Raw genomic sequence first — 23,847 nt, 5'->3', positions numbered from 1 at the left:
TCAAAGGTTAGTCCATATTGCGGATGAGCGCATCAGCAAATTCGGAGCATTTCACTTCCGTCGCCCCTTCCATCAGGCGGGCGAAGTCATACGTGACGATTTTCGCGGCGATGGTTTTCTCCATCGCTTTGATGATCAATTTCGCCGCTTCGTTCCAACCAAGATGCTCAAACATCATGACGCCCGAGAGAATGACGGACGACGGGTTGACTTTGTCAAGCCCTGCGTATTTCGGCGCCGTGCCGTGCGTCGCTTCGAAAATCGCGTGGCCGGTTTCGTAGTTGATGTTGGCCCCCGGCGCGATGCCGATGCCGCCGACTTGAGCGGCCAGCGCGTCGGAAATGTAGTCGCCGTTTAAGTTCATCGTCGCGATGACGTCAAATTCGCGCGGACGCGTCAAAATTTGTTGCAGGAAGATGTCGGCGATGACATCTTTGATAATGATTTTGCCGGACGCTTCCGCATCAGCAAGCGCTTTGTTCGCCGCTTCCTTGCCTTCCGTTTCAACGATTCGGTCGTATTGCGCCCACGTGAACACTTTGTCGGCGAATTCTTCCTCCGCCAATTCATAACCCCAGTTTTTAAACGCGCCTTCGGTGAATTTCATAATGTTTCCTTTATGAACGAGCGTCACCGACTTGCGGCCGTGTTCGATCGCGTAGTTGATCGCCGCGCGCACAAGCCGTTTCGTCCCTTGTTCGGAAATCGGTTTAATGCCGATGCCGGACGTTTCCGGGAAGCGGATTTTGCGCACGCCCATTTCGTTTTGCAAAAAGTCGATGACTTTTTTCACTTCCGGCGTGCCTTTGGCATATTCAATGCCAGCGTAGATGTCTTCCGTGTTTTCCCGGAAAATGACCATATCGGTGTCTTCCGGGCGTTTCACCGGCGACGGAACGCCTGGGAAGTAGCGAACCGGGCGCAAGCAGACAAACAGGTCGAGCTCTTGGCGGAGCGCTACGTTCAGCGAGCGGATGCCGCCGCCGACCGGCGTCGTCAACGGCCCTTTAATGGCGATTATGTATTCGCGGATCGTCTCAAGCGTTTCATCCGGAAGCCAGCTGCCCGTCAGCTTGTACGCTTTTTCACCAGCGAGCACTTCCTTCCAGACGATTTTTTTCTCACCTTTGTACGCTTTTTCCACCGCTGCTTCGAGCACGCGCGAAGCGGCCGCCCAAATGTCCGGGCCGGTTCCATCCCCCTCGATGAACGGAATGATCGGGTTGTTCGGAACGTTGAGCACACCATTTTGGACTGTAATTTTTTCTCCTTGCGTCACGAGCAAAACCCCCAATGCAGTTTTTTTATAAAAAGGCGTGAAGGCGCGCCTTCACCGCCTTGTCCACTTGTTTTAGCCGCGCTCGTCGATCGGCACGTACGCCCGCTTGCCTGGGCCGGTGTACTCAGCGCGCGGACGGATGAGACGGTTGTTGTCGTATTGTTCCAAGATGTGAGCCAACCATCCCGAGGTGCGGCTGACGGCAAAAATCGGCGTAAACAAATCATGATCGATTCCTAAACAATGGTAAACCGAGGCGGAATAAAAGTCAACGTTCGGCGGCAGCGCTTTTTCCGATGTGACGATTTCTTCAATCTTCGTCGACATTTCATACCAATGCGGCTCGCCGACGAGCTTCGTCAGTTTTTCCGACATTTTTTTCAAATGTTTGGCGCGCGGGTCGCCTTTTCGGTAAACGCGATGGCCAAAGCCCATAATTTTTTCTTTGTTGGCGAGCTTTCTGCGGATGTATGGCTCGACGTTGTCGACCGTGCCGATTTCCGTCAACATTTTCATCACCGCTTCGTTCGCCCCGCCGTGAAGCGGCCCTTTCAAGGCTCCGATCGCCGCCGTGATGCCGGAATAAATATCGGACAGCGTGGCTACGCAGACGCGCGCCGTGAACGTCGACGCGTTCAACTCGTGGTCGGCATGCAGCACGAGCGCCTTGTTGAACGCTTCCGTGGCGATGTCGTCTGGTTCTTTGCCGGTCAGCATGTACAAGAAATTGGCGGCAAAGCTCAAATCTTTGCGCGGCGCAACCGGTTCCAACCCTTTGCGCACGCGGGCGAAGGCGGTGACAATCGTCGGGATTTTCGCCTGCAGGCGAATGGCTTTCCGATAATTCGCCTCTTTCGTCATCACATCCGCCTCTTCGTCATACAAGCCGAGAAGCGATACCGCGGTGCGCAAAGCCGCCATCGGATGCACCTTGTCAATCGGATACAGCTTGAAGTGTTCAATGATTTCATTTGGAATTTCAGCGTTTTCCGCCAACTGTTTCTTTAATTCCCCAAGCTGCTCTTTCGTCGGCAGTTCGCGATGCCAAAGCAAATAAACGACTTCTTCGAAGGAAGCGTTTTCGGCTAAATCGTCAATGTCATAACCGACATACGTCAACGTGTCATCGATGATCGAACTGATGCTTGAAGTTGTGGCCACAACTCCCTCTAACCCACGGGTTACTGTCATGTTCAATCTCCCCTTCTCTTCATAAGTTCCGGCCATAACGACCGATGGCCGATGAGCGCTTGCTCGAAATGGAGGCAAAAACAAACGCGCGCGCGAAAGTGCTTACATGACGCCGGCGACAACCGCCCCGTCGCAACAGCTGCACAATGCTTGGCCGAAAACTCACTCACGTTTATTATTATAAACAATTATCAGACTTTTGTCAGCTGTCACACGTCAAAAGAAATGATGATCAGGAATAAAATGGAAATCGATTCATCTCAAAACGGAGGATCCCACACACCGCCTGATGATCAAAAATATTCTACCATTTTGATGACCGTATAGGCAATGCCAGCGCCGATCAATGGACCAACCGCCACCCCATGAAACAGCGAAACCGCGAGGATGGTGCCGAATGCAAGCGCGGCGGTCATATGCGGGTCATTGGCAAGGAGCGTTACTCCATTTTTGGCGATCAAGGCGACAAAAATGCCAGATGCGAGCGCCACCCAGGCCGACAACGACTGCAGAGAGCCGACAAGCTGCCGAAAGCCGATCTCCCCAGAAGCGATGGGAGCGAGCACGGCGATCGTAATGACCGTCACTCCCCAGTTGATCCCTTTGGACTGAATGATCGGCAGCACTTTTTGATCCAAGCCGACAAGTTTGATGGCCAACAGCACAACGACGGCGACAATAAGCGACTTGTTTTTCGCAAGAAAGCCGAGCGCAAGCAACAACAATAAAAACAACACCGGTTCGTTCACGGTCGTCCGTCCTTTCCTATGAAACTTGTCTTTTTGCTTCCCCGTAAGAAAACGTGTAATATATCAATATGGAACGTCGTTGGAGGTGAAACATTGTCCCGAGTTTATGTTGATCGCTTTTTGCGCTTTTTTCTTGTCATCGCCGCTGTCGCGCTCGGCGCCATCGCTATGTACTACATCGCGACGGTGACGTATCCGTTCATCATCGCCTTTTTCATCGCGATGATCATCAACCCGCTCGTCGATGCTTTGGAGCGGAAAGCGAAAATGCCGCGCTGGCTCGCGGTCAGCGTCACGCTCATCATGTTGTTTGCCGCGGTCGCCGGCTTGGTCACGCTTCTTGTTGCCGAAATCGTTTCGGGAACGCAATATTTAGCCCGCGTCGTGCCGGAAAAATTTCAAGCATTGATCACGTACATGGAGACGTTCGTCGCCGACCAAATCATCCCGATTTACAAAGATTTGGCCGGGATGTTTAAAAGTTTAAGCGCCGCCCAACAGGATACGATTATGCAAAACATTCAAGCCGTCGGAAAAAAAATTGGGACGACGGTTGGTGAATTTGTCCAGAGCATCCTGCAAAACATTCCGCAGCTTCTCGCCTGGCTGCCGAATGCCGCGACCGTGTTTATTTTTTCGCTGTTGGCGACGTTTTTCATCAGCAAAGACTGGCACCGTCTGATGCGCATGGCGCAGCAATGGCTGCCGACGAAAGCCCGCACAAGCGGAAAAACGGTGTTTCTTGATTTAAAGCGGGCGCTGTTTGGCTTTATCAAAGCGCAGGCGACGCTCATTTCGATTACGACGGTCATCGTGTTGATCGGCTTGCTTATTTTGCGCGTCGATTACGCCATTACGATCGCATTGATCATCGGGTTCGTCGATCTTTTGCCATATTTGGGAACGGGGATTGTATTTGTTCCTTGGATCATTTACACCATGGCTAGCGGCGACATTCCGTTTGCCATCGGATTGGGCGTGCTGTATGTCGTCGTCCTCGTCCAACGGCAAATCATGGAGCCGAAAGTGCTTTCTTCAACGATCGGCCTCGATCCGCTCGCGACGCTCATCGCCTTGTTCGTCGGCTTCAAACTGCTCGGCTTTCTCGGCTTGATTGCCGGCCCCGTCGCGCTTGTCATCATCCGCACGCTCCATAGCGCCAATGTTTTTCGTGATCTTTGGCGCTTTATTATCGGCAAGCCGGCCACGTAATCGAAGGGAGCTGTCTCAAAAGCTCGGCTTTCTATAATAGGAATACAATCTTTCGTTTCACAAAGATGTTTAATGGGTATATAGGACGATGCGAAAGGGTGTCCCGCTGCTTTTGGGACACCCTGTTTTGCTGCAACGTCCGTTACAACACGCTCGCATGGCCGCGGTAGACGGCGCCAAAGCCGCCATCGACCGTGATCTCTTGCCCATCTTTAAACAAGCTTGTGGCATTTTCCACCCCGACGACGACCGGAATGCCAAGGCTTAAGCCGACGACCGCCGCATGGCTCGTCAACCCGCCTTCCTCGGTGATGATCGCCGCCGCTTTTTCGATCGCCGGCATCATATCGGCATCGGTGCTGATGGTGACTAAAATGCCGCCCTCTACCATTTTTCGGCACGCCTCTTCTGCCGTTTTGGCGACGACCGCCTTGCCGAATGCCGACTTGCGGCCGATGCCTTGCCCTTTGGCAAGCAAGTCGCTGATGACGTGCACTTTCATTAAGTTCGTCGATCCCGTTTCGCCGACCGGCACGCCGGCCGTGATGACGACCAAGTCGCCGTGCTTCACCAAGCCGGAGCGCACTGCCGCGTCGACCGCCACATCGAGCATTTCATCGGTTGTATTGACATGCGGTGCTTCTTTCGTATACACGCCCCAAATGAGCGCCAGCCGCCGCGAGACCGCTTCGTTTGATGTCACCGCGATGATCGGGGCTTTCGGGCGGTATTTCGCCACCATCTGCGGCGTTTTTCCGCTCACCGTCGGCGTCACGATCGCCGCGACATCCAAATTGAGCGCTGTGTGGGCGACCGATTGGCCGATGGCATCGGTGATCGTCGTTCGGCTCTCTTTCGTGCGCTGGGACAAAATGTCGCGATGCTCCAACGCCTGCTCGGTGCGGAGCGCGATTTGGTGCATCGTCCTTACCGCTTCGACCGGATACTGGCCGGCTGCGGTTTCTCCGGAAAGCATGACGGCGTCGGTGCCGTCAAAAATGGCGTTGGCGACATCGCTCGCCTCAGCCCGCGTCGGCCGCGGATTGCGCTGCATCGAGTCGAGCATTTGCGTCGCCGTGATGACCGGTTTGCCAAGCATGTTGCACTTTTTAATGAGCATTTTTTGAATGAGAGGCACTTCCTCAGCCGGAATCTCAACGCCAAGGTCGCCGCGCGCCACCATGAGGCCATCGGCGGCTTCCAAAATTTCATCGATGTTGGCGACGCCTTCTTCATTTTCAATTTTCGCGATAATTTGGATATGTAAGGCGTCATTCGCCTCGAGCAGCTCGCGGATTTCGAGCACATCAGACGCCCGGCGCACAAACGAGGCGGCGATGAAGTCGATGCCTTGGCGGATGCCAAATAAAATATCGGCTCGGTCCTTCTCGGTGATGCCCGGCAAATTGACACGCACGCCGGGGACATTGACCCCTTTTTTGTTTTTGAGCACACCGCTGTTTAAGACGGTCGTGGCAATTTCTCCAGCTTGCTTGTCGACCGCGTTGACTTCAAGGCCGATCAACCCGTCGTCCAGCAAAATTTTCGAACCAACGGACACATCATCGATCAGCCCCGGATAGGTGACGGAAATTTTTTCCGGCGTGCCGAGCACTTCGCTCATCGAAATGATGAGCTTTGCCCCTTCCTTCAGTTCGACGGCGCCGTTCTCCATATTGTGCGTGCGGATTTCCGGGCCTTTCGTATCGAGCAAAATGGCGACCGTTTGGCCCGTCCGCCTCGCCGCCTCGCGAATGTTGGCGATGCGCCGCCCGTGTTCCTCATGATCTCCGTGCGAAAAGTTGAGTCGCGCCACGTTCATCCCCGCTTCGATCAATTGCACGAGCTTGTCTACGCTCTCGCTTGCCGGCCCGATCGTACAGACGATTTTCGTTTTCCGCTTCATCACTTCTTCTTCCTTTCCCCTCGGGAATTAAATCGACAGCTCTTTCGACAATGTATACATCCGCTGATCGACCGTATGTGTTTTCGCCAACGCTTCGGCAATGTCATGGTCAACGATTTGGTTGTTTTGAATGCCAACGCAGCGGCCGCCTTTGCCTTCAAGGAGCAGCTCGACCGCACGGGCGCCGAGGCGGCTCGCTAACACGCGGTCAAACGCCGTCGGCGATCCGCCGCGCTGCACGTGGCCAAGCACCGTCACGCGCGTCTCAAAGCCGGTCGCCTCTTGAATTTGCCGGCCGAAGTCGACGCCGCTGCCGACTCCCTCGGCGACGATGATGATGCTGTGTTTTTTGCCGCGTTCATGGCCGCGCTTCAAGCGAGCGACGATGTCGTCCATGTCGTAGTCCGCTTCCGGAATCAAAATCGTCTCCGCCCCTCCGGCAAGCCCCGACCATAGCGCAATATCGCCGGCATGGCGGCCCATCACTTCGACGACGTACGTCCGCTCATGCGACGTCGCCGTGTCGCGGATTTTGTCAATGGCGTCAATGACCGTATTGAGCGCGGTGTCAAAACCGATCGTAAAATCGGTGCCTGGAATGTCGTTGTCGATCGTCCCGGGCACGCCGACGCACGGGAAGCCGTGCTCCGTCAATTTTTTCGCCCCTTGATACGACCCGTCGCCGCCGATGACGACCAGCCCTTCAATGCCGTGCTTTTTCAGCTGCTCGATCCCCTTTTTCTGTCCTTCTTCCGTCTTAAACTCCGGGCAGCGCGCGGTATAAAGGATGGTGCCGCCGCGATGGATGATGTCCCCGACGTCCCCGACTTCCAGCTTTTTGATATTGCCGGCGATCAACCCGGCATACCCGTGGTAGATTCCGTACACTTCCACCCCATGGTAAATCGCTTTGCGGACGACAGCGCGAATGGCCGCATTCATGCCCGGCGAGTCGCCGCCGCTTGTCAACACACCAATCCGTTTCATCATTTCCACCTCGTTTGCATCGAATTGCACACGTCCGACCTCATACGTCTTCTTGAACATCCCTAATGTACCATGAACAACAGCGGAACACAATATAGAAGCGATCGCTGAAACGGCTTACAAAAGTGGATTTTTTCACGATAGAACAAAGCTGTCCCGCGACGGAGACAGCTTTTTCCTTATCTTGCCCGAATCGTTTCCGGCAAAAACGACACTTGGCCCATTTGTTTAAATTTTTCATAGCGCTGCCGGACGAGCTCTTCGCCGTCAAGCGCCAACAGCTGTTTGAGCGAACGGCGCAGCACGCGGTCAATTTCTTTTGCCTGCTCGTCGGCGTTGCGATGAGCGCCGCCTTTGACTTCCGGAATGATTTCATCGATGACGCCGAGCGCCTTTAAGTCATGAGCGGTGATTTTCATCGTTTCCGCCGCCCGCTGCGCCAATGAGGCGTCTTTCCACAAAATCGCCGCCGCCCCTTCCGGCGAGATGACCGAATACGTCGAGTTTTCAAGCATATGGATATGATTGCCGACGCCAAGAGCAAGCGCCCCGCCGCTTCCGCCCTCTCCGATGACGATGCAGACGACAGGCACCGTAAGCCCAGCCATTTCAAACAAGTTGCGGGCGATCGCCTCGCTTTGCCCGCGCTCTTCGGCCGCTTTGCCCGGGTAGGCGCCTTTCGTGTCGATAAAGCAGATGATCGGCCGCGAAAACTTTTCTGCCTGCTTCATGAGCCGCAACGCCTTCCGGTATCCTTCCGGATGCGGCATGCCAAAGTTGCGGCGCAAGTTTTCTTTCGTATCTTTGCCGCGCTGATGACCGATGACCGTCACGGGGAGTCCGTCGTATTTGGCGATGCCGCCGACGATCGCCTCGTCATCGCCAAAGCAGCGGTCGCCGTGGCACTCAAGAAAGTTCGTAAACAACCGCTCGATGTAATCGAGCGTCGTCGGCCGCTGCGGGTGGCGGGCGATTTGCACGCGGTCCCACGGCGTCAAATTCGCATAAATCTCGTTTTCCAGCTTGGCGAGGCGCGCCTCAAGCTTTTCGATTTCCGCCGATAAATCGACGTCCGCCGTTTTCATGAACTCTTTCAACTCTTGAATTTTGCGGCGCAGCTCGACAAGCGGCTTTTCGAATTCTAATTCCGCCACCATCCCTCTTCCCCTCCTTTTTGATGAAGATCCAAGACGACCGCAAGCGTTTCTTTCAGCTCGTGGCGGTGAATGACGGCATCAAGCTGCCCGTGCTTCAGCAAAAACTCCGCCGTCTGGAAATCGTCCGGCAGCTCTTCGCGCACCGTCTGCTCGATGACGCGGCGGCCGGCAAAACCAATGAGCGCCCCCGGCTCGGCAAAGTTATAATCCCCAAGCGAGGCGAAACTCGCCGATACACCGCCGGTCGTCGGGTGGGTCATGACGGAGATGAACAAGCCGCCGTCGTTGCTGAACCGTTTGAGCGCCGCGCTTGTTTTCGCCATTTGCATGAGGCTCAACACCCCTTCCTGCATGCGGGCGCCGCCGGAAGCGGTGAAAATGAGAAACGGCATCTGCTGTTCGCGCGCCCGTTCGACGGCGCGGGTGATTTTTTCGCCGACGACCGAGCCCATGCTGCCCATGCGAAACGATGAATCCATGACAGCAATGACGAGCGGATGGCCGTCAAGCGCCCCTTCGCCGGTGACGACCGCCTCGTTCAGCCCTGACTTGCGCCGGTCTTCTTCCAGTTTTTCGATGTAGCCCGGAAAGCCGAGCGGATTGACCGAGATCATATCGGCGTCATACTCGCGGAAGCTGCCGTCATCAAGAAGGCTTGCAATCCGTTCACGCGCCGGCATCGGATGATGGTAGCCGCAGCTTAGGCAAACGCGCAAGTTTTTGATCAACTCTTTTGTATACATAATTTTCTTGCATTGCGGACATTTCGTCATCACGCCTTCCGGCACTTCATGCCTCGCTTGTTCTGAAGGCAGCGGTGCATACTTTTTCTTTTTCACAAACAAGTCTTTCCACACGAGGGAGCCCCTCCTTTGCGTTTTCGCCTCTCTACTACTTTATCGAAAATGGACATCATTGTTTGTCAAACGATGTCCGGCCCGTTTCGACAACGGCGAAGGCCGTTGCGCCTCCCAGACGGCGACAGTCTCCGCCGGATCTTGCCTTTCCAAAGCGGCGAGCAGCTGTTCATAGCTGGCGTCGGCAAGGGGCGGCTCGGGCGCAAATGAAGCGGCAAACCCCGACAGCACCCGCCAAATGCGGGCGAGCAAAACATTGCCAGCCGCTTCCACCACCGTCTCGAAAAACCGCGCGAAATCAATCGGTTTTTGACGAACGATTTTTTTCAACTCGTCTACGTCCTCCGCGCTCCGGCGCCGACACGCAAGGGCAAGCAACAGGCGCTCGATGAGCCATTTTGTTTCCGCCAAATCGGCCTTCGCCCGTTCGTTTTCCAACAAAAACATCGCCAACAGGTCGATCAGCTGGTGGCTGCCGACCTCACGCCTATACCTCCCCTCGCCGCGCCGCGTTTCAATCAAGCCGAGAAATTCAAGCGCCCGCAACGCCTCGCGCACCGATGAACGCCCGACGCCGAGCCGTTCGGCCAGCTCGCGCTCCGACGGCAGCTTGTCGCCAGGGGCTAAGTTGTCTTCCGCCATCATGCGGCGGATGTGTTTCAACGTCTCGGCATACACGTTCTCCTCTTTGATACAATGACCCCTCTCCTTCGCTTCATCCACTGGTCTGACCACCTAATGGTTATACGATATAACAAAATAATGAAATAGTAAAGAGCGATTTACTTGACGACCACGCGTCCGAAGCTGAACAAGGAAAGCAGTTCATCGACAAGCGGGGCGGTGAGATCGGCCGCATACCGCTCGGGAAGACGGAGAAGCTTTCGCTTCGCTTCATCGTACAAATACACCGGAGTGCGGCCTTGGTGTCGTTCCAACAGCGGCTTCAGCGCGGCAAGACGCGCCTTGTCTTGGCGGCTGGCGTCGATATACAACGCCGACGCCGTCAAGCGTTCGGCCCGGCGGATGATGAGCTGACGCCGTCCGCCGCGCACCTCAATCGTTCCGGCAAGCAATACAAACTGCCCTTCTTTCAATATGTCCGCCGCGCGGCGGTAAACGTTCGGAAACGCCACCGCCTCCAATTCCCCGCTCTCATCGCCGACGGTGAAAAACGCCATTTCTTCACCCTGCTTTGTTCTCGTTTTCCGTATGCGGACGACCGCTCCCCCGACTACAGTTGACGGACCTTGTACATCGGCAACACACACCGCCCCCGCCGCTTGCAGCAACGGGCGGCACACCGCCGCCGGATGCGGGGTGACGGCGAAGCCAAGAAACTCCGCTTCCCGCCGCCGCCGTTCGGACAAAGGCCACGAATGTGCGGCAGCATATTTCGGTTTTAACGACAGCCCTCCGGCTTGCAGCGCCTGAACCCATTGCGCATGTTCGATCGCAATGTCAATGCTGGCAAGAAGCGAAGCCCGATCTGCACCGAACTCGTCAAACGCCCCAACGGAAATGAGCGCCTCGAGCGCCGGGCGCCCGAGCCCTTTTGGCAGCAGGCGAGCAGCGAAATCAAAGAAGTCGGCAAACGGTCCGTTCGCTTTCCGCTCCTCGACAATCAGCTTCGCCGCCGAGCCGACTTGCTTCACCATCGCGAGCCCAAGGCGAATGGCGCTCCCCTCCACGGAAGAGCGAAAACCGCTTTTGTTGACCGACGGCAAAAGGACGTTGATCCCTTTTCGCGCCGCCTCCCAATAGTATACCGCCGCTTTTTCTCGGTCGCCGGAAGCATTGGTGAGCATGACCGCATAAAAACAAAGCGGGTAATGAGCTTTCATATACGCCATCGCATACGACAACAGCGCATAGCTGACCGCGTGGCTTCGGTTGAAGCCGTAATCGGCAAAGCGGACGATGTGTCGGTACAGTTCCTCGGCGACTGCTTTCGGATAGCCGTTCGCCACGCAGCCGGCGACAAACGCCTGACGCTGCTCAGCAAGCAGCGCTTTCTCTTTTTTCGCCACCGCCCGGCGAAGCACGTCCGCTTGTCCGAGCGAAAATCCGGCAAGCCGGGCGGCGATTTGCATAATTTGCTCCTGGTAGATCAACACCCCGTATGTGGGCGCCAAAATCGTCTCAAGATCAGGATGGGCATAGGACACCGGCTCTTCCCCGCGCTTGCGCCGGATGTAAACGGGGATCATTTGCATCGGCCCTGGCCGATACAAGGCATTGACGGCGACGACATCTTCCAATTGCGACGGCCGCAGCCCGGCGAGCACACGCTTCATCCCGCTTGATTCCAGCTGAAAAATGCCGTTTGTATCTCCAGCGCCAAGCAGCGCGTACGTTTTTTCATCATTGAGCGGCAGCGTGCGGATGTCAAACGGCTTTCCTGTCTGCCGCTCGATCAAACGCACGATCTGCTCGATCAACGTGAGCGTGCGCAAACCGAGAAAATCAATTTTCAGCAATCCAAGCGCTTCAAGCGCCCCCATCGCGTATTGCGTCAGCGGCCATTCGCCATGGCTTGGCTGCAGCGGCACGAAGCGAACGAGCGGCTCCGGGCTGATGATGACACCAGCAGCGTGGATCGACGTATGGCGCGGCAGCCCTTCCAGTTTTTGCGCAACAGCCAGCCACTCTCTCCCTTGCGGAACCGCTGCCACCGCGCGCCGAAAAGCGGCGGACTCGGCATGCCATTGGCGGAGCGTCACACTTTGTTTGCTCGGCAGCAGCGCCGCGACCTGTTCCGCCTCCCGCCCAGGGACGCCAAGCGCTTTGGCCGTCTCGCGCAGCGCCGCTTTGGCGCCGAACGTACCGAACGTAATGATTTGCGCAACGCGGTCGCGCCCGTATTTATCCGCCACATAGCGAATCACTTCTTCGCGCCGGTCATCAGGAAAATCCAAGTCAATATCCGGCACCGACGCCCGCTCCGGATTTAAAAACCGTTCAAACAAAAGCCCATACTTGATCGGATCGACATCGGTGATCGACAATGCGTAGGCGACAAGCGACCCGGCCGCCGAACCGCGGCCCGGGCCGGTTAAGATGCCGCGCCGGCGGGCGTAGGCGAGCACATCGGCGACGATCAAAAAATAGTCGCTGAAATGAAGCGACTGAATCACATCCAGCTCATGCGAAAGCCGACGCCAGTAGCGCTCATCGGCCGACGGCACGCGTCGGGCGAGCCCTTGTTCCGATAAGCGGCGCAAATAACTGTCGGCCGTCTCTCCGTCCGGAACAGGATACGCCGGCAGCCGCCAGCCGCCAAACTCGATTTGCAGCTCGCATTGATCGGCGATCGCCAGGCTGTTCTCGAGCGCCTCCGGCAAGTCCGCAAACCGGCGCGCCATCTCCTCTGGTCCCGCCAAATAGCGGCCGTTATCGTCCTCAATGTCAGCGAGCAGCGCGCCGCGGCCGATGGCCTGCAAGCAACGCCACGCCACGGCATCGCTGCGCTCCACGTAACGGACGTCGTTCGTCGCCACGATCGGGACGCCGGTTTCCTCCACCAGCTGCAACAACCCGGCTTCATATGGGGCTCGCGTTTGCTCGCCGCGCTGAACGGCGACATACAGCCGTCCTGGAAACAGCTGATGATAGCGGCCAAGCGCCTCTTTCGCCCGCTCCCATTCGCCGGCGGCCACAAGCGACTCGACGCGTCCCTCGCTTCCGGGAGTGATGGCGATGATGCCGCCGCTTAAGCGTACAAGAGCGGCTTCCTCCATATGCTTTGTTTCCCCCATTTGCATCATGGTGCTGATTTCAAGCAAATGGCGATACCCCTCTTCATTGGCGGCCAACAGCACGAGCGGGAACGCTTCCTCCCCAGAAAGAGCGACATCAGCCGTCACGCCGATAATCGGGCGAATGCCGTTCTGCTTGCATTCCCGGTAAAACGGAATAGCGCCATACAACACATTCCGGTCCGTGAGCGCGAGCGCTTGATAGCCGAGCTGTTTCGCCCTCGCTGCAAGCGCCTCCACCGCCGCTGCACTTTGAAACAAACTGTATCCGCTCAACACATGCAAGTGGACGAACATCATGACCATCCCTCCCTCATCCGTGCGCTTGACGGGCGAAAACTTTTCTTTCGGCTACATACTCCGTCCACCCTATTGATATACATAGATAAGAGAGAAAGAAAGGGCGGGGAAACGCATGAACGAAAAAGCGGCCTTCTTGCCGGCGTTTATTCAAAGCTATTTTATCGCCGTCGGCGTGCTGCTTGGCGGCGCCATCATCGGCGCGCTCGGCGCGTTTTTGAGCGGCGGCCAGCCGCTGACGGCCATGTACCGATTTGCCGGCGATTTGCGCATTTGGGCGGTCGTCGCCGCCATCGGCGGGACGTTTGACACGTTTTACGTCGTTGAGCGAGGGCTGTTTTTAGGGGAAACGAAAGACATCGTGCGGCAATTTTTGCTCATTTTGTCCGCCATGGGCGGAGCACAGACCGGAGTGGCGATCATCACGTGGCTGACGCAGGAGCACATTTCGCCATGAGAATTCCTCCGTATTACCAATACCCGTCATGGCAGCGCTTTTTCGCCGGCGCGGCGATCGGAGCGCTCATCAGTTGGTTTGTCTTTTTGTATATTTTCGGCGTCTTGCAGGAAAAACAAGTGCAACACGTCAATGAGCTCAACGAACAGATCGCCGATTTGCAAAACGAAATTCGCATTTGGCAGGAAGACTATATTCATTACAATAAGGAAATGAAAAAAAAGCTGACCGTGCAGGACGTTTCCGTCCATCTCGCCAACGCCGAGCAATATAAACTTGATTCATACACGACGTTTCGCATTGAAGACAGCGTCAAAGAAGATTTGTCCCATTTGATTGCGAAAGACATCGAAACGGTGTACAACAGCCGCGAACTGATTGAGCGGGCAATTGAAAACAAAACGTATACGATCCACGAGAAGACATACCGGCTTGAACTTCACACACTCACGATCTTTACCTTGTTGGCCGTCGAAGTGAAACTGACGCCGCTTCCGTAGAGCGCGCCTTGCCGCCCCATTCCGCCGCGGTGGAGTGCCAAACAAGCGCGTCTTGCGGGAAAAGAGGGTGTCCCGAAAGCCTTCGGGACGCCTTCTCCTATCAACATGACGCTTCATTTGAAACAACAACTTTGTGACATACTCCCACCACCTACGCTTCGCTTAGAGGTGGGGGCTTCTCGGGTAATCCCATCTCATGATGGGAAGTTGACCGAGCGATCCCCGTGTGCCCCACGGTTTTACTGAAATTCACCTCCCACTTTCACTTCGTTTAGAAGTGGGAGACTTCTTTCGGAAAGATGTTAAAACCACCCGTTTCCGTCACCGCTCAGCCCGGCAAACCGCTTTTACGTCTTCAATCACGCGATCCGCTTCCTCCCAAGAAGCAATGGACGCACCGGCTGCGAGCGGATGGCCGCCGCCGCCGTAGCGTTTGGCGACCACATTGATGACCGGCCCTTTGGAACGGAAGCGGACGCGGATTTCCCGTTCTTCCTCAATGAAAAACACCCAGGCGACAATGCCGTCAATATTGCCGAGCAAACTGACGAGTTGCGACGCCTCAAGCGGGGTGACGCCGTATTCCCCAAGCAGCGCCCGCGGCATTTTCACAGCCGCCACCCCTTCCTCGATCATAAAGTTCGACAACACATAACCGCTTAAGCGGGCGAGCGGCAAGCTCGTCCGATACAATCCGTCGTACAATTCCGTCAGCGAAAAACCGTACGAAATGAGCTCCCCAGCGTAGCGGAACGTTTTTTCACTTGTGCGCGGAAACAAAAAGCGGCCCGTATCGCCGACAATGCCGGCGTAAATGAGACGCGCCGCCTCAGCGGTCATCGTCAACCCTTCCTCTTTCCCCGCCAAATAAAACTCATAAATCATCTCGCTTGTCGAACTGGCGGCGGTATCGACCCACATAATGTCGCCATACGGCGTGTCGTTCGGGTGATGGTCAATTTTAATGAGCTTTCGCCCGAGCCGATAGCGGCTGTCGCAAATCCGCTCCTCATTGGCTGTATCGCAGACGATCACAAGCGCCTGTTCATAAACGGCATCGTCAATGACATCCATTTGTCGTAAAAATGATAACGATGGGTCATCGGTCCCCACCGCATACACTCGTTTTTCCGGAAACGACGCCCGAAGCAACGCCGCCAACCCGCCTTGCGACCCGTACGCGTCCGGGTCCGGGCGAACATGGCGGTGGATGATGATCGTGTCAAATTCACGAATCGCATCAAGAATTTGTTGATGAACCGGTTTCATTCGTTCTTCCCCTTTAGTCACCTGTCATATTCAACCGCTGGCATTTTTCCCTGCTTCTATGTACAATGAAAAAAGAAATGAACAACGGAGGGACCCAACCATGCCAGCCTTGGTTATTTTCATTATATTTTCCTTTTCGTTTTACGTCTATTATAAAATCCGCTACGTCCGCTCCCAGCGCCCGATGGAACGCCGCTTTCTCTCAGCGAAATCGAGCATGGCGCTTGGACTGTTCGTTGCCTTGTTCGGGATCAACCAATTGTTTTTGTATCAGACAACCGTGACCTATATCATCTGCGCCATTTTTATCGCCTTAGGCTTCGGGAGCGTTTGGGCCGGCTACCGCGCCTACCGCTGCTATCTGCCGCAGGCGGTCGAAGAGGCAAAGGAAGCGGCAAAACAAGGGTAATGCCGTTTGGCGTATGCGCCGGTCAACGATAAAGGAAAAGGATGTTCCCATAAGGAAGTGGACATCCTTTTTTTCCTTTACCGTTTATCGGTCGATCAGCTGGCACATCATCATCGCTTTGCCGACAAGATCGCCTTCGTTATACACTTCGACATCCACTTTCCCGAACTTGCGCCCGAGCTCTAAAAGCTTTGCCCGCACGTCGACCGTGCTGTCGATTTGCACCGGCTTGATGAAGTAAATCGTGATATTTTCCATCACCAAATCGCCGCGTTTGTACGCGCGAAGCATGCGCGCCGCCGCTTCGGTGACGATCGTCGTAAACACGCCGTACGAGAGCGTCCCTAAATAGTTCGTCATCTGCGGCGTGATCGTGCAGCGAAACAGCGTTTCTTTGTCGCCTGACTCACGAAACTGGGCGGTGATGAGATCATCGATCGTCTCCCCGACTTGCGGCTGGCGCTGCGCCATTTGCAGCGCTTTTAACACGTCTTGGCGGCTGATGATCCCTTGCAGCCGGTTATAGTCATCCACCACCGGGAGAAGCTCAATTCCTTCCCATACCATAATATGAGAAGCAAACGCCACTGACGTTTTTCCGTTCACCGTAATCGGCTGCTTCGTCATCACCTTTTCGATCGGCAGCTGCCGGTCGACATCCAGCACGTCTTTTGCCGTCACAACCCCTTGCACATTCAGCTCATCATCGACGACCGGGAACCGGCTATGGCGCGTCTCTTTGTTCAACGCATACCACCGCTCAATCGGATCATGGACGCGCAAGTACGCTGTTTTGTCAAGCGGAATGAGAATATCCTCGACCAACACAATTTCTTTTTTGATGAGCTGGTCGTAAATCGCCCGGTTGATCATCGTCGCGACCGTAAACGTGTCATAGCTCGTCGAAATGATCGGCAGCTGCCGCTCATCGGCGAGCTTTTTCACGTGGTCGGCCGTGTCAAACCCGCCGGTGATGAGCACGGCCGCCCCCGCCTGAAGCGCCAGCTCGTGCGCCTTCGTCCGGTTGCCGACGATAAGCAAATCCCCTGCGCCCGTATAGCGCATCATCGCCTCCAGCTGCATTGCGCCGATGACAAAACGGTTGAGCGTCTTATGCAACCCTTCACGTCCGCCAAGCACTTGGCCGTCCACAATGTTGACAACCTCGGCGTACGTAAGCTTCTCAATGTTTTCCTTCCGTTTCTTCTCAATCCGGATCGTGCCGACGCGTTCAATCGTGCTCACATACCCTTTGTTCTCGGCGTCCTTGATCGCCCGGTACGCCGTCCCTTCGCTTACGCCCATTTCCTTGGCGATCTGCCGGACAGAAATTTTCTCGCCGATCGGCAGCCGGTGGATGTATTCCAAAATTTGCTCGTGTTTTGTCGCCAACGGTTCTTCACCCTTTACGCGTTTGTTACTTTCATTATAACGGGCCTGGCGGCGGGGATTCAACGGTCGCGCCGGCCATCAGAAAGCGCCCTTCCCAAAGCGGGAAGAGCGCCTCTGTTACAGCTCGATGCTTTCCCCCGGTTTCAACGCGCGGCCGACGCCCGGCGGAAGGAGCGAGACGAACCGCTCGGGGTCTTGGGTGATCGGCGGGAACGTGTTGTAATGGATCGGCACGACGAGTTTCGCCCCGAGCCACTCGGCGGCGACCGCCGCGTCTTCCGGCCCCATCGTGAAGCTGTCCCCAATCGGCAAAAAGGCGACATCGATGTTATGGCGCTCGCCGATCAGCTTCATGTCGGAAAACAGCCCGGTATCGCCGGCATGATAGATCGTTTTGCCTTCGGACGTGAACAAAATGCCGGTCGGCATGCCTAAATAAATGATTTGCTTGTCGTCCGTCACAAACCCGGAGCTGTGGAACGCCTGCGTGAACTTGACCGTGCCAAAGTCAAATTCGCGCGCCCCGCCGATGTTCATGCCAAACGTCTCGACGCCTTGCCAGCTTAAATACGTCGCCAGCTCAAATGTGGCCACGACAAGGGCGTTGTTCCGCTTGGCGATTTCAACCGTATCGCCGACATGATCCCCGTGCCCGTGCGTCAACAAAATGACATCCGCTTTCACATCCGCCGCGTTCAAATCGGTCGTCGTATTGCCGGTGATGAACGGGTCGATCAAAATCGTTTTTCCGTTCGTCTCAATGCGGACGACCGAATGGCCATGGTAGCTGATTTTCATCGTCACATCTCTCCTTTCCACTACACATGATTCGCCGCCGCCCATCCATTCCCTTCTTTTCCCGCCTGTCCATTTACAAACGGCCCGTTTCTTGATACGCTCAAAATGGACGATCACGAAAAAAGGAAGGAAGGGAACGATGAACCAACGGCTGCAAGCATTTTCCTCTTGGCTTCAACAACAACATAGTTCATTCGCCTTCATCACGTCAAGCGCCAACGTCTTTTATTTGAGCGGATTTCGGTGCGACCCGCACGAGCGGCTGCTTGCATTGCTTGTTTTCCCTGACAGCGAGCCCGCGCTCGTCTGTCCGCAAATGGAAGCGCCGCGCGCCCGCCGGAGCGGCTTTGGGTATACGGTGATCGGCTACGACGACAGCACCGACCCATGGGAAGAGATCGGGCGCCATCTCGAAGCGCGCGGCGCAAAACCCGGCTTGATTGCCATCGAGAAAAACCATTTGTCGTTCGCCCGTTTCGAGCGTCTCTCGGCATTGTTTCCAAACGCCAAGTGGCACGACGCCGAAGAAAAGCTGCGCCAGCTTCGCCTGATCAAGGATGAGCAGGAAATGAAGGTGTTGCGCCAGGCGGCGGAACTTGCCGACAAAGCGATCGAAATCGGCGTCTCGGCCATCCGCCCGGGCGTGACAGAGCTCGAACTTGTCGCCGTTATTGAATATGAGCTGAAAAAACTCGGCGTTGAAGGGATGTCGTTTCCCACGACCGTGCTCACGGGCGCAAAATCAGCCGATCCGCACGGCGTGCCGGGAACGGCGGCGGTCGCACCAGGCGATTTCGTGCTGTTCGATTTGGGCGTCATCGTCGATGGGTATTGCTCCGACATTACCCGCACCGTCGTCTGTCAGACGGCAAGCGACGAACAGCGGCTCATTTACGATACCGTTCGGCGCGCCCAGCAGGCGGCGATCGACGCCTGCCGCCCGCAAACCGCGATGGGCGAGATCGACCGCGCCGCCCGAAACGTCATCGAACAAGCCGGCTACGGAGACTATTTCACCCACCGCGTCGGGCACGGCTTAGGGATCGAGATCCACGAATACCCATCGCTTCATGGCGCCAACAACGAACCGCTCGCCCCCGGCATGGTGTTTACAATCGAACCAGGCATTTACGTCCCATCCATCGGCGGCGTGCGCATTGAAGACGACGTCGCGGTCACGGATCATGGGGTTGAGGTGTTGACGTCGTTTTCGAAGGAGTTGATCATTGTTTAACGAGAGAGGCCATTGGCAAAAGCTGCCGCGAATGAGCGCATCAAAAAAGCTGTCCACCGGCCCGATCCCCAAGCCGATTCGGACAGCTTTGTTTTCTCATCGCCATCAAGGCGGCTCCATCTTCATGATTTCATCCGTGCAACAACGAATGAACATCCGTATACGGCATGTTGTGCGCCGCCGCGACCGCTTCGTACACGATGTGCCCATCGAGCGTGTTGATCCCTTTTAACAGCGCCGGGTTATCCAAGCACGCGGCGCGGTAGCCTTTGTTGGCGATTTGCAAGGCGTATGGGATCGTCACATTCGTCAAGGCAAACGTTGACGTACGCGGCACCGCACCCGGCATGTTGGCGACGGCGTAATGGACGACGCCGTGCTTGACGTATGTCGGATCGTCATGCGTCGTGACGCGGTCGGTCGTTTCGAAAATGCCGCCTTGGTCAATGGCGATGTCGACCAACACCGATCCCGGCGTCATCGAGCGCACCATCTCTTCCGTCACCAGCTTCGGCGCTTTCGCCCCCGGGATCAAGACGGCGCCGACGACCAAATCCGATTCGCGCACGCACTCGGCGATATGATACGAGTTGGACATCAACGTCGTCACTTGGTCGCCGAACAAATCATCGAGCTCGCGCAGCCGCTCGGCGTTAATGTCCAAAATCGTCACGTCCGCCCCGAGGCCGACCGCGATTTTCGCCGCGTTCGTCCCCGCTGTGCCGCCGCCGATGATCGTCACTTTGCCGCGCCGCACCCCGGGCACGCCGCCAAGCAAAATGCCTTTCCCGCCGTGCGGCTTCTCGAGAAACTGGGCGCCGACTTGCACCGACATGCGGCCGGCGACTTCACTCATCGGCGTCAACAGCGGCAGCGAGCCGTTCGCAAGCTGCACCGTCTCGTAAGCGATGCCGACCACTTTTTGCTCGACGAGCGCTTTCGTGAGCGCTTCGGCCGCGGCTAAATGCAAATACGTAAACAAAATCAATCCGGGGCGAAAATAGCGGAACTCCTCAGCCAGCGGTTCTTTCACTTTCAACACCATCTCCGCCGCCCAGGCATCTTCCGCTTTCGTCACGATCACTGCCCCGGCTTTTTCATACTCGGAATCGGAAAAACCCGACCCAGCGCCGGCTTCCGTCTCCACATACACGTCATGCCCCGCTTTGACGAGCGTCATCACGCCTGCCGGAGTGATGGCGACGCGGTTTTCATTGTTTTTGATTTCTTTTGGAATGCCGATCTTCATTACTTTTTCCTCCTTTTTCCTTCCCGCTTCTTCTTTTATTGTGCCCCGTTTCGCGCAAAAGCAAACGAAAAAGGAGGAGGCGCTGTTCTCAACGGAAAAGGTGGCGGTAAATGACGTTCGCTCCGCCGGTGACGTCAATGACGGCGCCGGTGATGAAATCCGAGTCGTCCTCGCATAAAAACGCGATCACGCGGGCGATATCTTCACCAGTCCCCGGGCGTCCGACCGGCGTTTCCGCATCCCGCCTGGCGCGGGCGTCGGCGATCCCCGCCTCTTTCATGGCGCCGACAATATTGCCTGGGCACACCATATTGGCGGTAATGCCATATTCCGCCTCTTCCAGGGCGATCGTTTTCGTCAGCGATACAAGCCCGACTTTCGCCGCGCCGAACGCCGAACGGTGCACCCAGCCCGGGGCATCCGCCGCTCCTTGAAATCCGTACGTAATGATGCGGCCAAACCGTTGTTTTCGCATAATCGGGATCGTCCTTCTCACTAAATGGAAGACCGAGCTCAAATTGCCTTCAATCATTTCGTACCATTCGTTTTCCGTATAATCGGCCAGCTTTTTCCGTTCAAAAATGTACGGCCCCGCGTTGTTGATGAGGCAGTCAATGCGGCCAAACCGCTCCATGGCGGCGTCCACAAGCGCCGCTAAATCGTTTTTGTCCGTCACATCTCCCTGCACAAACTGGAGGCGGTCAGCGGCGCCGCGGTACTTCTCGGCAAGCGAGCGCACCGCCTGTTCATCGCTCCGGTAGTTCACCGTCACCGAGTAGCCTTTATCAAGCAGCAGCTCGGTCACTTTTCTCCCCAATCCTTTCGCTCCGGCCGTAATCAAGGCGTGCCGCACCCTTCTCCCTCCTCGTCGCGATTTGCTGTCTCATTTTTACTTTACTACAAACCGGAGCGAATACAAAAAAATAACCATAACGCGCAGGCGCTATGGCTATTCGCCGACTTCGCGGCGCGGGTCGTAATACGATTCATCCTCGTCAACAATGCCGCTTTCATACGACTCGGTAATTTGCTCGGTGATCGTCCGCACTTCCTCCTCATCGTACTGCCAGTCGTTATACCGCTTTTCCATTGCTCTTCCTCCCCTGTTCACAAAATCTCAATATATGGCCTAGTTTCTCGTCAAAGGGCGATGGGTATACCATATATAGAGATAGCATTTTTAACCAAAGGGAGGGGAGAACATGACCATGACCTACCAAACGATCGTCGTCGCCGTCGATGGCTCGAAAGAAGCGGAATGGGCGTTGAAAAAAGCGATCCAAATCGCCAAGCGAAACGGAGCGAAACTCATTTTGTCCCACATCATCGATTTGCGCGGGTTCACAACCGTGGAAGCGCACGATTACGCCCTCGCCGAACGGTCGGAGCAATATGCGAACGAACTTCTGGAACGGTATAAAAACGAAGCCATCGCCGCCGGGCTCGACGATGTGGACATCGCGGTCGAATTCGGCTCGCCGAAAGTGAAAATCGCCAAAGACGTCGCTCCGAAATACAAAGCCGATCTCATCGTTTGCGGGGCGACCGGTTTAAACGCTGTCGAACGGCTCTTGATCGGCAGCGTTTCCGAAAACATCGTCCGCCATGCGAAATGCGATGTGCTCGTTGTAAGGACGCCGAAAGAATAATGTCTTCGTCACATGAAGCAGATGGACCGAAAAACTTCCTTGTCCGATGCGAAAACATGTGACGGTCAAAAAAGAACACCCCGCCGTTACGGGGTGCTAAGCAACTGTTTCGCCTTCGCCAGCGCCGCGCGCACTTCGGCAAAACCGGTGCCGCCGGCGCTGTTGCGGCGGTTGACGGCCGTGCGCGGGTGCAAGGCGTCATAAATGTCTTCTTCAAAAAGCGGCGACGCTTCTTTGTACACGTCAAGCGGCAAATCAGCCAAAAAGACGCCTTGTTCGATGCAATGCAAGACGAGCTTGCCGACGATTTCATGCGCCTCACGGAACGGGACCCCTTTCGCGGCCAAGTAATCGGCAAGCTCGGTCGCGTTTGAAAAGTCTTGTTTCGTCGCCCGCTCCATCACGTCCGTGCGCACGTTCATCGTCTCAATCATACCGGTGAAAATTTTCAGCGACCCGATGACCGTCTTTACTGTATCAAACATGCCTTCTTTATCTTCTTGCATATCTTTATTGTAAGCAAGCGGCAGCCCTTTCATCACCGTGAGGAGCGCCATCAAGTGGCCGTACACGCGGCCGGTTTTGCCGCGGATGAGTTCGGCCATGTCCGGGTTTTTCTTTTGCGGCATGATGCTGCTGCCGGTCGCAAACGCATCATCCAGCTCAATGAACTGAAACTCTTGGCTTGACCAAAGAATCAACTCCTCGGCCAACCGCGACAGGTGCATCATGAGCATTGAACTGTTGCTTAAAAACTCGATGATGAAGTCGCGGTCGCTCACCGCATCGAGGCTGTTTTCGTAAATATCGGCAAAGCCCAAAAGCTCCGCCGTCCGATGCCGGTCGATCGGAAACGTCGTCCCGGCGAGCGCCCCGGCGCCGAGCGGCGAGCGGTTGATGCGCTTTTGCGACTCGGAAAACCGCTCATAGTCGCGCTCGAGCATCCAAAAATAAGCCAGCAGATGGTGGGCGAACGAAATCGGCTGCGCCCGCTGCAAATGCGTATATCCGGGCATGATCGTTTCGACATGCTTTTCGGCTTGAGCGACAAGCGCCCGCTGCATCCCGCGGATGAGGCCGAGAATCTCTTCAACCCGCTTGCGCAAGTATAGATGCATATCGGTCGCCACTTGGTCGTTCCGGCTCCGTCCAGTGTGCAGCTTGCCGCCGACCGGTCCGATGTCGTCGATGAGCATTTTTTCAATGTTTAAATGAATGTCCTCGTAGGCAATGGAAAATTTGAGCTCCCCTTGCTTCGCCTTTTCCAACAGGCGGATGAGCCCGCCTTTGATCTGCTCTACATCGCCTTCAGGCAGGATGCCGCATTCGCCAAGCATCGTCACATGGGCAAGGCTGCCTTCAATGTCTTCTTCAACGAGCTCTTGGTCGAATGGGATCGACGCGCCAAACTCGTCGACCCATTCTTCCGCTGTTTTCGTAAACCGTCCGCCCCAAAGCTTTTTCACGAATCTCGCCGCAGAGGAATGCGACTTC

The 23,847-nt window shown here is 55.9% G+C and carries 22 protein-coding genes; 6 read left to right on the top strand and 16 right to left on the bottom strand.

The annotated features are described in order from the left end of the window. Positions 1 to 7: 7 nt before the first annotated feature. The 3 genes from icd to ACVBDQ_RS05435 form a co-directional block, all read right to left on the bottom strand. The gene (icd, locus tag ACVBDQ_RS05445) at positions 8 to 1,279 is read right to left on the bottom strand and encodes an NADP-dependent isocitrate dehydrogenase (RefSeq protein WP_011232209.1); all 1,272 of its coding nucleotides are present in this window, start codon (positions 1,277 to 1,279) and stop codon (positions 8 to 10) included. Between the two features lie 72 nt (positions 1,280 to 1,351). Further along, positions 1,352 to 2,470, bottom strand: coding sequence for a citrate synthase (gene citZ / locus ACVBDQ_RS05440; protein ID WP_042379937.1), 1,119 nt, complete (start codon positions 2,468 to 2,470; stop codon positions 1,352 to 1,354). A gap of 293 nt (positions 2,471 to 2,763) precedes the next feature. Then, positions 2,764 to 3,219: a DUF441 domain-containing protein gene (locus ACVBDQ_RS05435; RefSeq protein WP_021322131.1), complete on the bottom strand. Its 456-nt coding sequence runs from the start codon at positions 3,217 to 3,219 to the stop codon at positions 2,764 to 2,766. 93 nt (positions 3,220 to 3,312) lie between these two features. On the opposite strand from ACVBDQ_RS05435, the gene ytvI reads away from it, so the two are divergent. Beyond that, a complete protein-coding gene (gene ytvI, locus ACVBDQ_RS05430) occupies positions 3,313 to 4,431 on the top strand; it encodes a sporulation integral membrane protein YtvI (protein WP_023633466.1) in 1,119 nt (372 codons plus the stop codon). 142 nt (positions 4,432 to 4,573) lie between these two features. Here the strand turns inward: ytvI and pyk are convergent, their stop codons facing one another. The 6 genes from pyk to dnaE all read right to left on the bottom strand — a co-directional run bounded on the left by pyk (position 4,574) and on the right by dnaE (position 13,396). Next, positions 4,574 to 6,337 carry a pyruvate kinase gene (pyk, locus tag ACVBDQ_RS05425; protein ID WP_025039133.1) on the bottom strand — a complete coding sequence of 588 codons (1,764 nt, stop codon included), beginning with the start codon at positions 6,335 to 6,337 and terminating at the stop codon, positions 4,574 to 4,576. A 27-nt stretch (positions 6,338 to 6,364) separates the two neighbouring features. Continuing rightward, positions 6,365 to 7,324 carry a 6-phosphofructokinase gene (gene pfkA, locus ACVBDQ_RS05420; protein ID WP_025039132.1) on the bottom strand — a complete coding sequence of 320 codons (960 nt, stop codon included), beginning with the start codon at positions 7,322 to 7,324 and terminating at the stop codon, positions 6,365 to 6,367. A gap of 179 nt (positions 7,325 to 7,503) precedes the next feature. Then, a complete protein-coding gene (accA, locus tag ACVBDQ_RS05415) occupies positions 7,504 to 8,481 on the bottom strand; it encodes an acetyl-CoA carboxylase carboxyl transferase subunit alpha (RefSeq protein WP_011232215.1) in 978 nt (325 codons plus the stop codon). Then, positions 8,466 to 9,338, bottom strand: coding sequence for an acetyl-CoA carboxylase, carboxyltransferase subunit beta (gene accD, locus ACVBDQ_RS05410; RefSeq protein WP_011232216.1), 873 nt, complete (start codon positions 9,336 to 9,338; stop codon positions 8,466 to 8,468). Before accD ends, accA begins: the two co-directional genes overlap by 16 nt. A gap of 39 nt (positions 9,339 to 9,377) precedes the next feature. Next, the gene (locus ACVBDQ_RS05405; protein WP_446663070.1) at positions 9,378 to 10,061 is read right to left on the bottom strand and encodes a FadR/GntR family transcriptional regulator; all 684 of its coding nucleotides are present in this window, start codon (positions 10,059 to 10,061) and stop codon (positions 9,378 to 9,380) included. Positions 10,062 to 10,120: 59 nt separating this feature from the next. Next, on the bottom strand, positions 10,121 to 13,396 hold the full coding sequence (dnaE, locus tag ACVBDQ_RS05400; RefSeq protein ID WP_171011195.1) for a DNA polymerase III subunit alpha: 3,276 nt from the start codon (positions 13,394 to 13,396) through the stop codon (positions 10,121 to 10,123). Positions 13,397 to 13,511: 115 nt separating this feature from the next. Between dnaE and ACVBDQ_RS05395 the strand changes: the two genes are divergently transcribed. Further along, complete coding sequence (locus ACVBDQ_RS05395; protein ID WP_011232219.1) at positions 13,512 to 13,853, top strand: YtrH family sporulation protein; 342 nt, start codon at positions 13,512 to 13,514, stop codon at positions 13,851 to 13,853. After that, on the top strand, positions 13,850 to 14,353 hold the full coding sequence (gene ytrI, locus ACVBDQ_RS05390) for a sporulation membrane protein YtrI (protein WP_014196532.1): 504 nt from the start codon (positions 13,850 to 13,852) through the stop codon (positions 14,351 to 14,353). The genes ACVBDQ_RS05395 and ytrI overlap by 4 nt, the downstream gene beginning before the upstream one ends. Positions 14,354 to 14,674: 321 nt before the next feature. On the opposite strand, the gene ACVBDQ_RS05385 is transcribed toward ytrI, so the two are convergent. Then, positions 14,675 to 15,622, bottom strand: a complete 948-nt coding sequence (locus ACVBDQ_RS05385) for a DHH family phosphoesterase (protein ID WP_011232221.1) — start codon at positions 15,620 to 15,622, stop codon at positions 14,675 to 14,677. Positions 15,623 to 15,722: 100 nt separating this feature from the next. Here ACVBDQ_RS05385 and ACVBDQ_RS05380 point away from each other — a divergent pair, with 100 nt between their 5' ends. Further along, positions 15,723 to 16,031, top strand: coding sequence for a YtpI family protein (locus ACVBDQ_RS05380; RefSeq protein WP_011232222.1), 309 nt, complete (start codon positions 15,723 to 15,725; stop codon positions 16,029 to 16,031). Positions 16,032 to 16,115: 84 nt separating this feature from the next. Here the strand turns inward: ACVBDQ_RS05380 and ACVBDQ_RS05375 are convergent, their stop codons facing one another. Both ACVBDQ_RS05375 and ACVBDQ_RS05370 read right to left on the bottom strand, forming a co-directional pair. Then, positions 16,116 to 17,423 carry a DRTGG domain-containing protein gene (locus tag ACVBDQ_RS05375; protein ID WP_446663069.1) on the bottom strand — a complete coding sequence of 436 codons (1,308 nt, stop codon included), beginning with the start codon at positions 17,421 to 17,423 and terminating at the stop codon, positions 16,116 to 16,118. A 117-nt stretch (positions 17,424 to 17,540) separates the two neighbouring features. Then, positions 17,541 to 18,221, bottom strand: a complete 681-nt coding sequence (locus ACVBDQ_RS05370) for a metal-dependent hydrolase (protein WP_062898864.1) — start codon at positions 18,219 to 18,221, stop codon at positions 17,541 to 17,543. 139 nt (positions 18,222 to 18,360) lie between these two features. Between ACVBDQ_RS05370 and ACVBDQ_RS05365 the strand changes: the two genes are divergently transcribed. Further along, positions 18,361 to 19,455 carry a M24 family metallopeptidase gene (locus ACVBDQ_RS05365; RefSeq protein ID WP_446663068.1) on the top strand — a complete coding sequence of 365 codons (1,095 nt, stop codon included), beginning with the start codon at positions 18,361 to 18,363 and terminating at the stop codon, positions 19,453 to 19,455. Between the two features lie 130 nt (positions 19,456 to 19,585). On the opposite strand, the gene ald is transcribed toward ACVBDQ_RS05365, so the two are convergent. The 3 genes from ald to ACVBDQ_RS05350 form a co-directional block, all read right to left on the bottom strand. Continuing rightward, positions 19,586 to 20,704 carry an alanine dehydrogenase gene (ald, locus tag ACVBDQ_RS05360; RefSeq protein WP_138187811.1) on the bottom strand — a complete coding sequence of 373 codons (1,119 nt, stop codon included), beginning with the start codon at positions 20,702 to 20,704 and terminating at the stop codon, positions 19,586 to 19,588. An 88-nt stretch (positions 20,705 to 20,792) separates the two neighbouring features. Further along, entirely contained in the window at positions 20,793 to 21,557 is a 765-nt protein-coding gene (locus ACVBDQ_RS05355; RefSeq protein WP_011232227.1) for an SDR family oxidoreductase, read from the bottom strand. A 96-nt stretch (positions 21,558 to 21,653) separates the two neighbouring features. Beyond that, positions 21,654 to 21,794, bottom strand: a complete 141-nt coding sequence (locus tag ACVBDQ_RS05350) for a hypothetical protein (protein WP_011232228.1) — start codon at positions 21,792 to 21,794, stop codon at positions 21,654 to 21,656. 112 nt (positions 21,795 to 21,906) lie between these two features. On the opposite strand from ACVBDQ_RS05350, the gene ACVBDQ_RS05345 reads away from it, so the two are divergent. After that, positions 21,907 to 22,353, top strand: a complete 447-nt coding sequence (locus tag ACVBDQ_RS05345) for a universal stress protein (RefSeq protein ID WP_021322122.1) — start codon at positions 21,907 to 21,909, stop codon at positions 22,351 to 22,353. Positions 22,354 to 22,439: 86 nt separating this feature from the next. Here the strand turns inward: ACVBDQ_RS05345 and argH are convergent, their stop codons facing one another. Continuing rightward, on the bottom strand, positions 22,440 to 23,819 hold the full coding sequence (gene argH, locus ACVBDQ_RS05340) for an argininosuccinate lyase (protein WP_021322121.1): 1,380 nt from the start codon (positions 23,817 to 23,819) through the stop codon (positions 22,440 to 22,442). Positions 23,820 to 23,847: the final 28 nt, after the last annotated feature.

This window comes from Geobacillus sp. CCR (assembly GCF_052906625.1).
The sequence above is the reverse complement of the archived record's forward strand: the minus strand, read 5'-3'. Positions and strand labels throughout refer to the sequence as shown.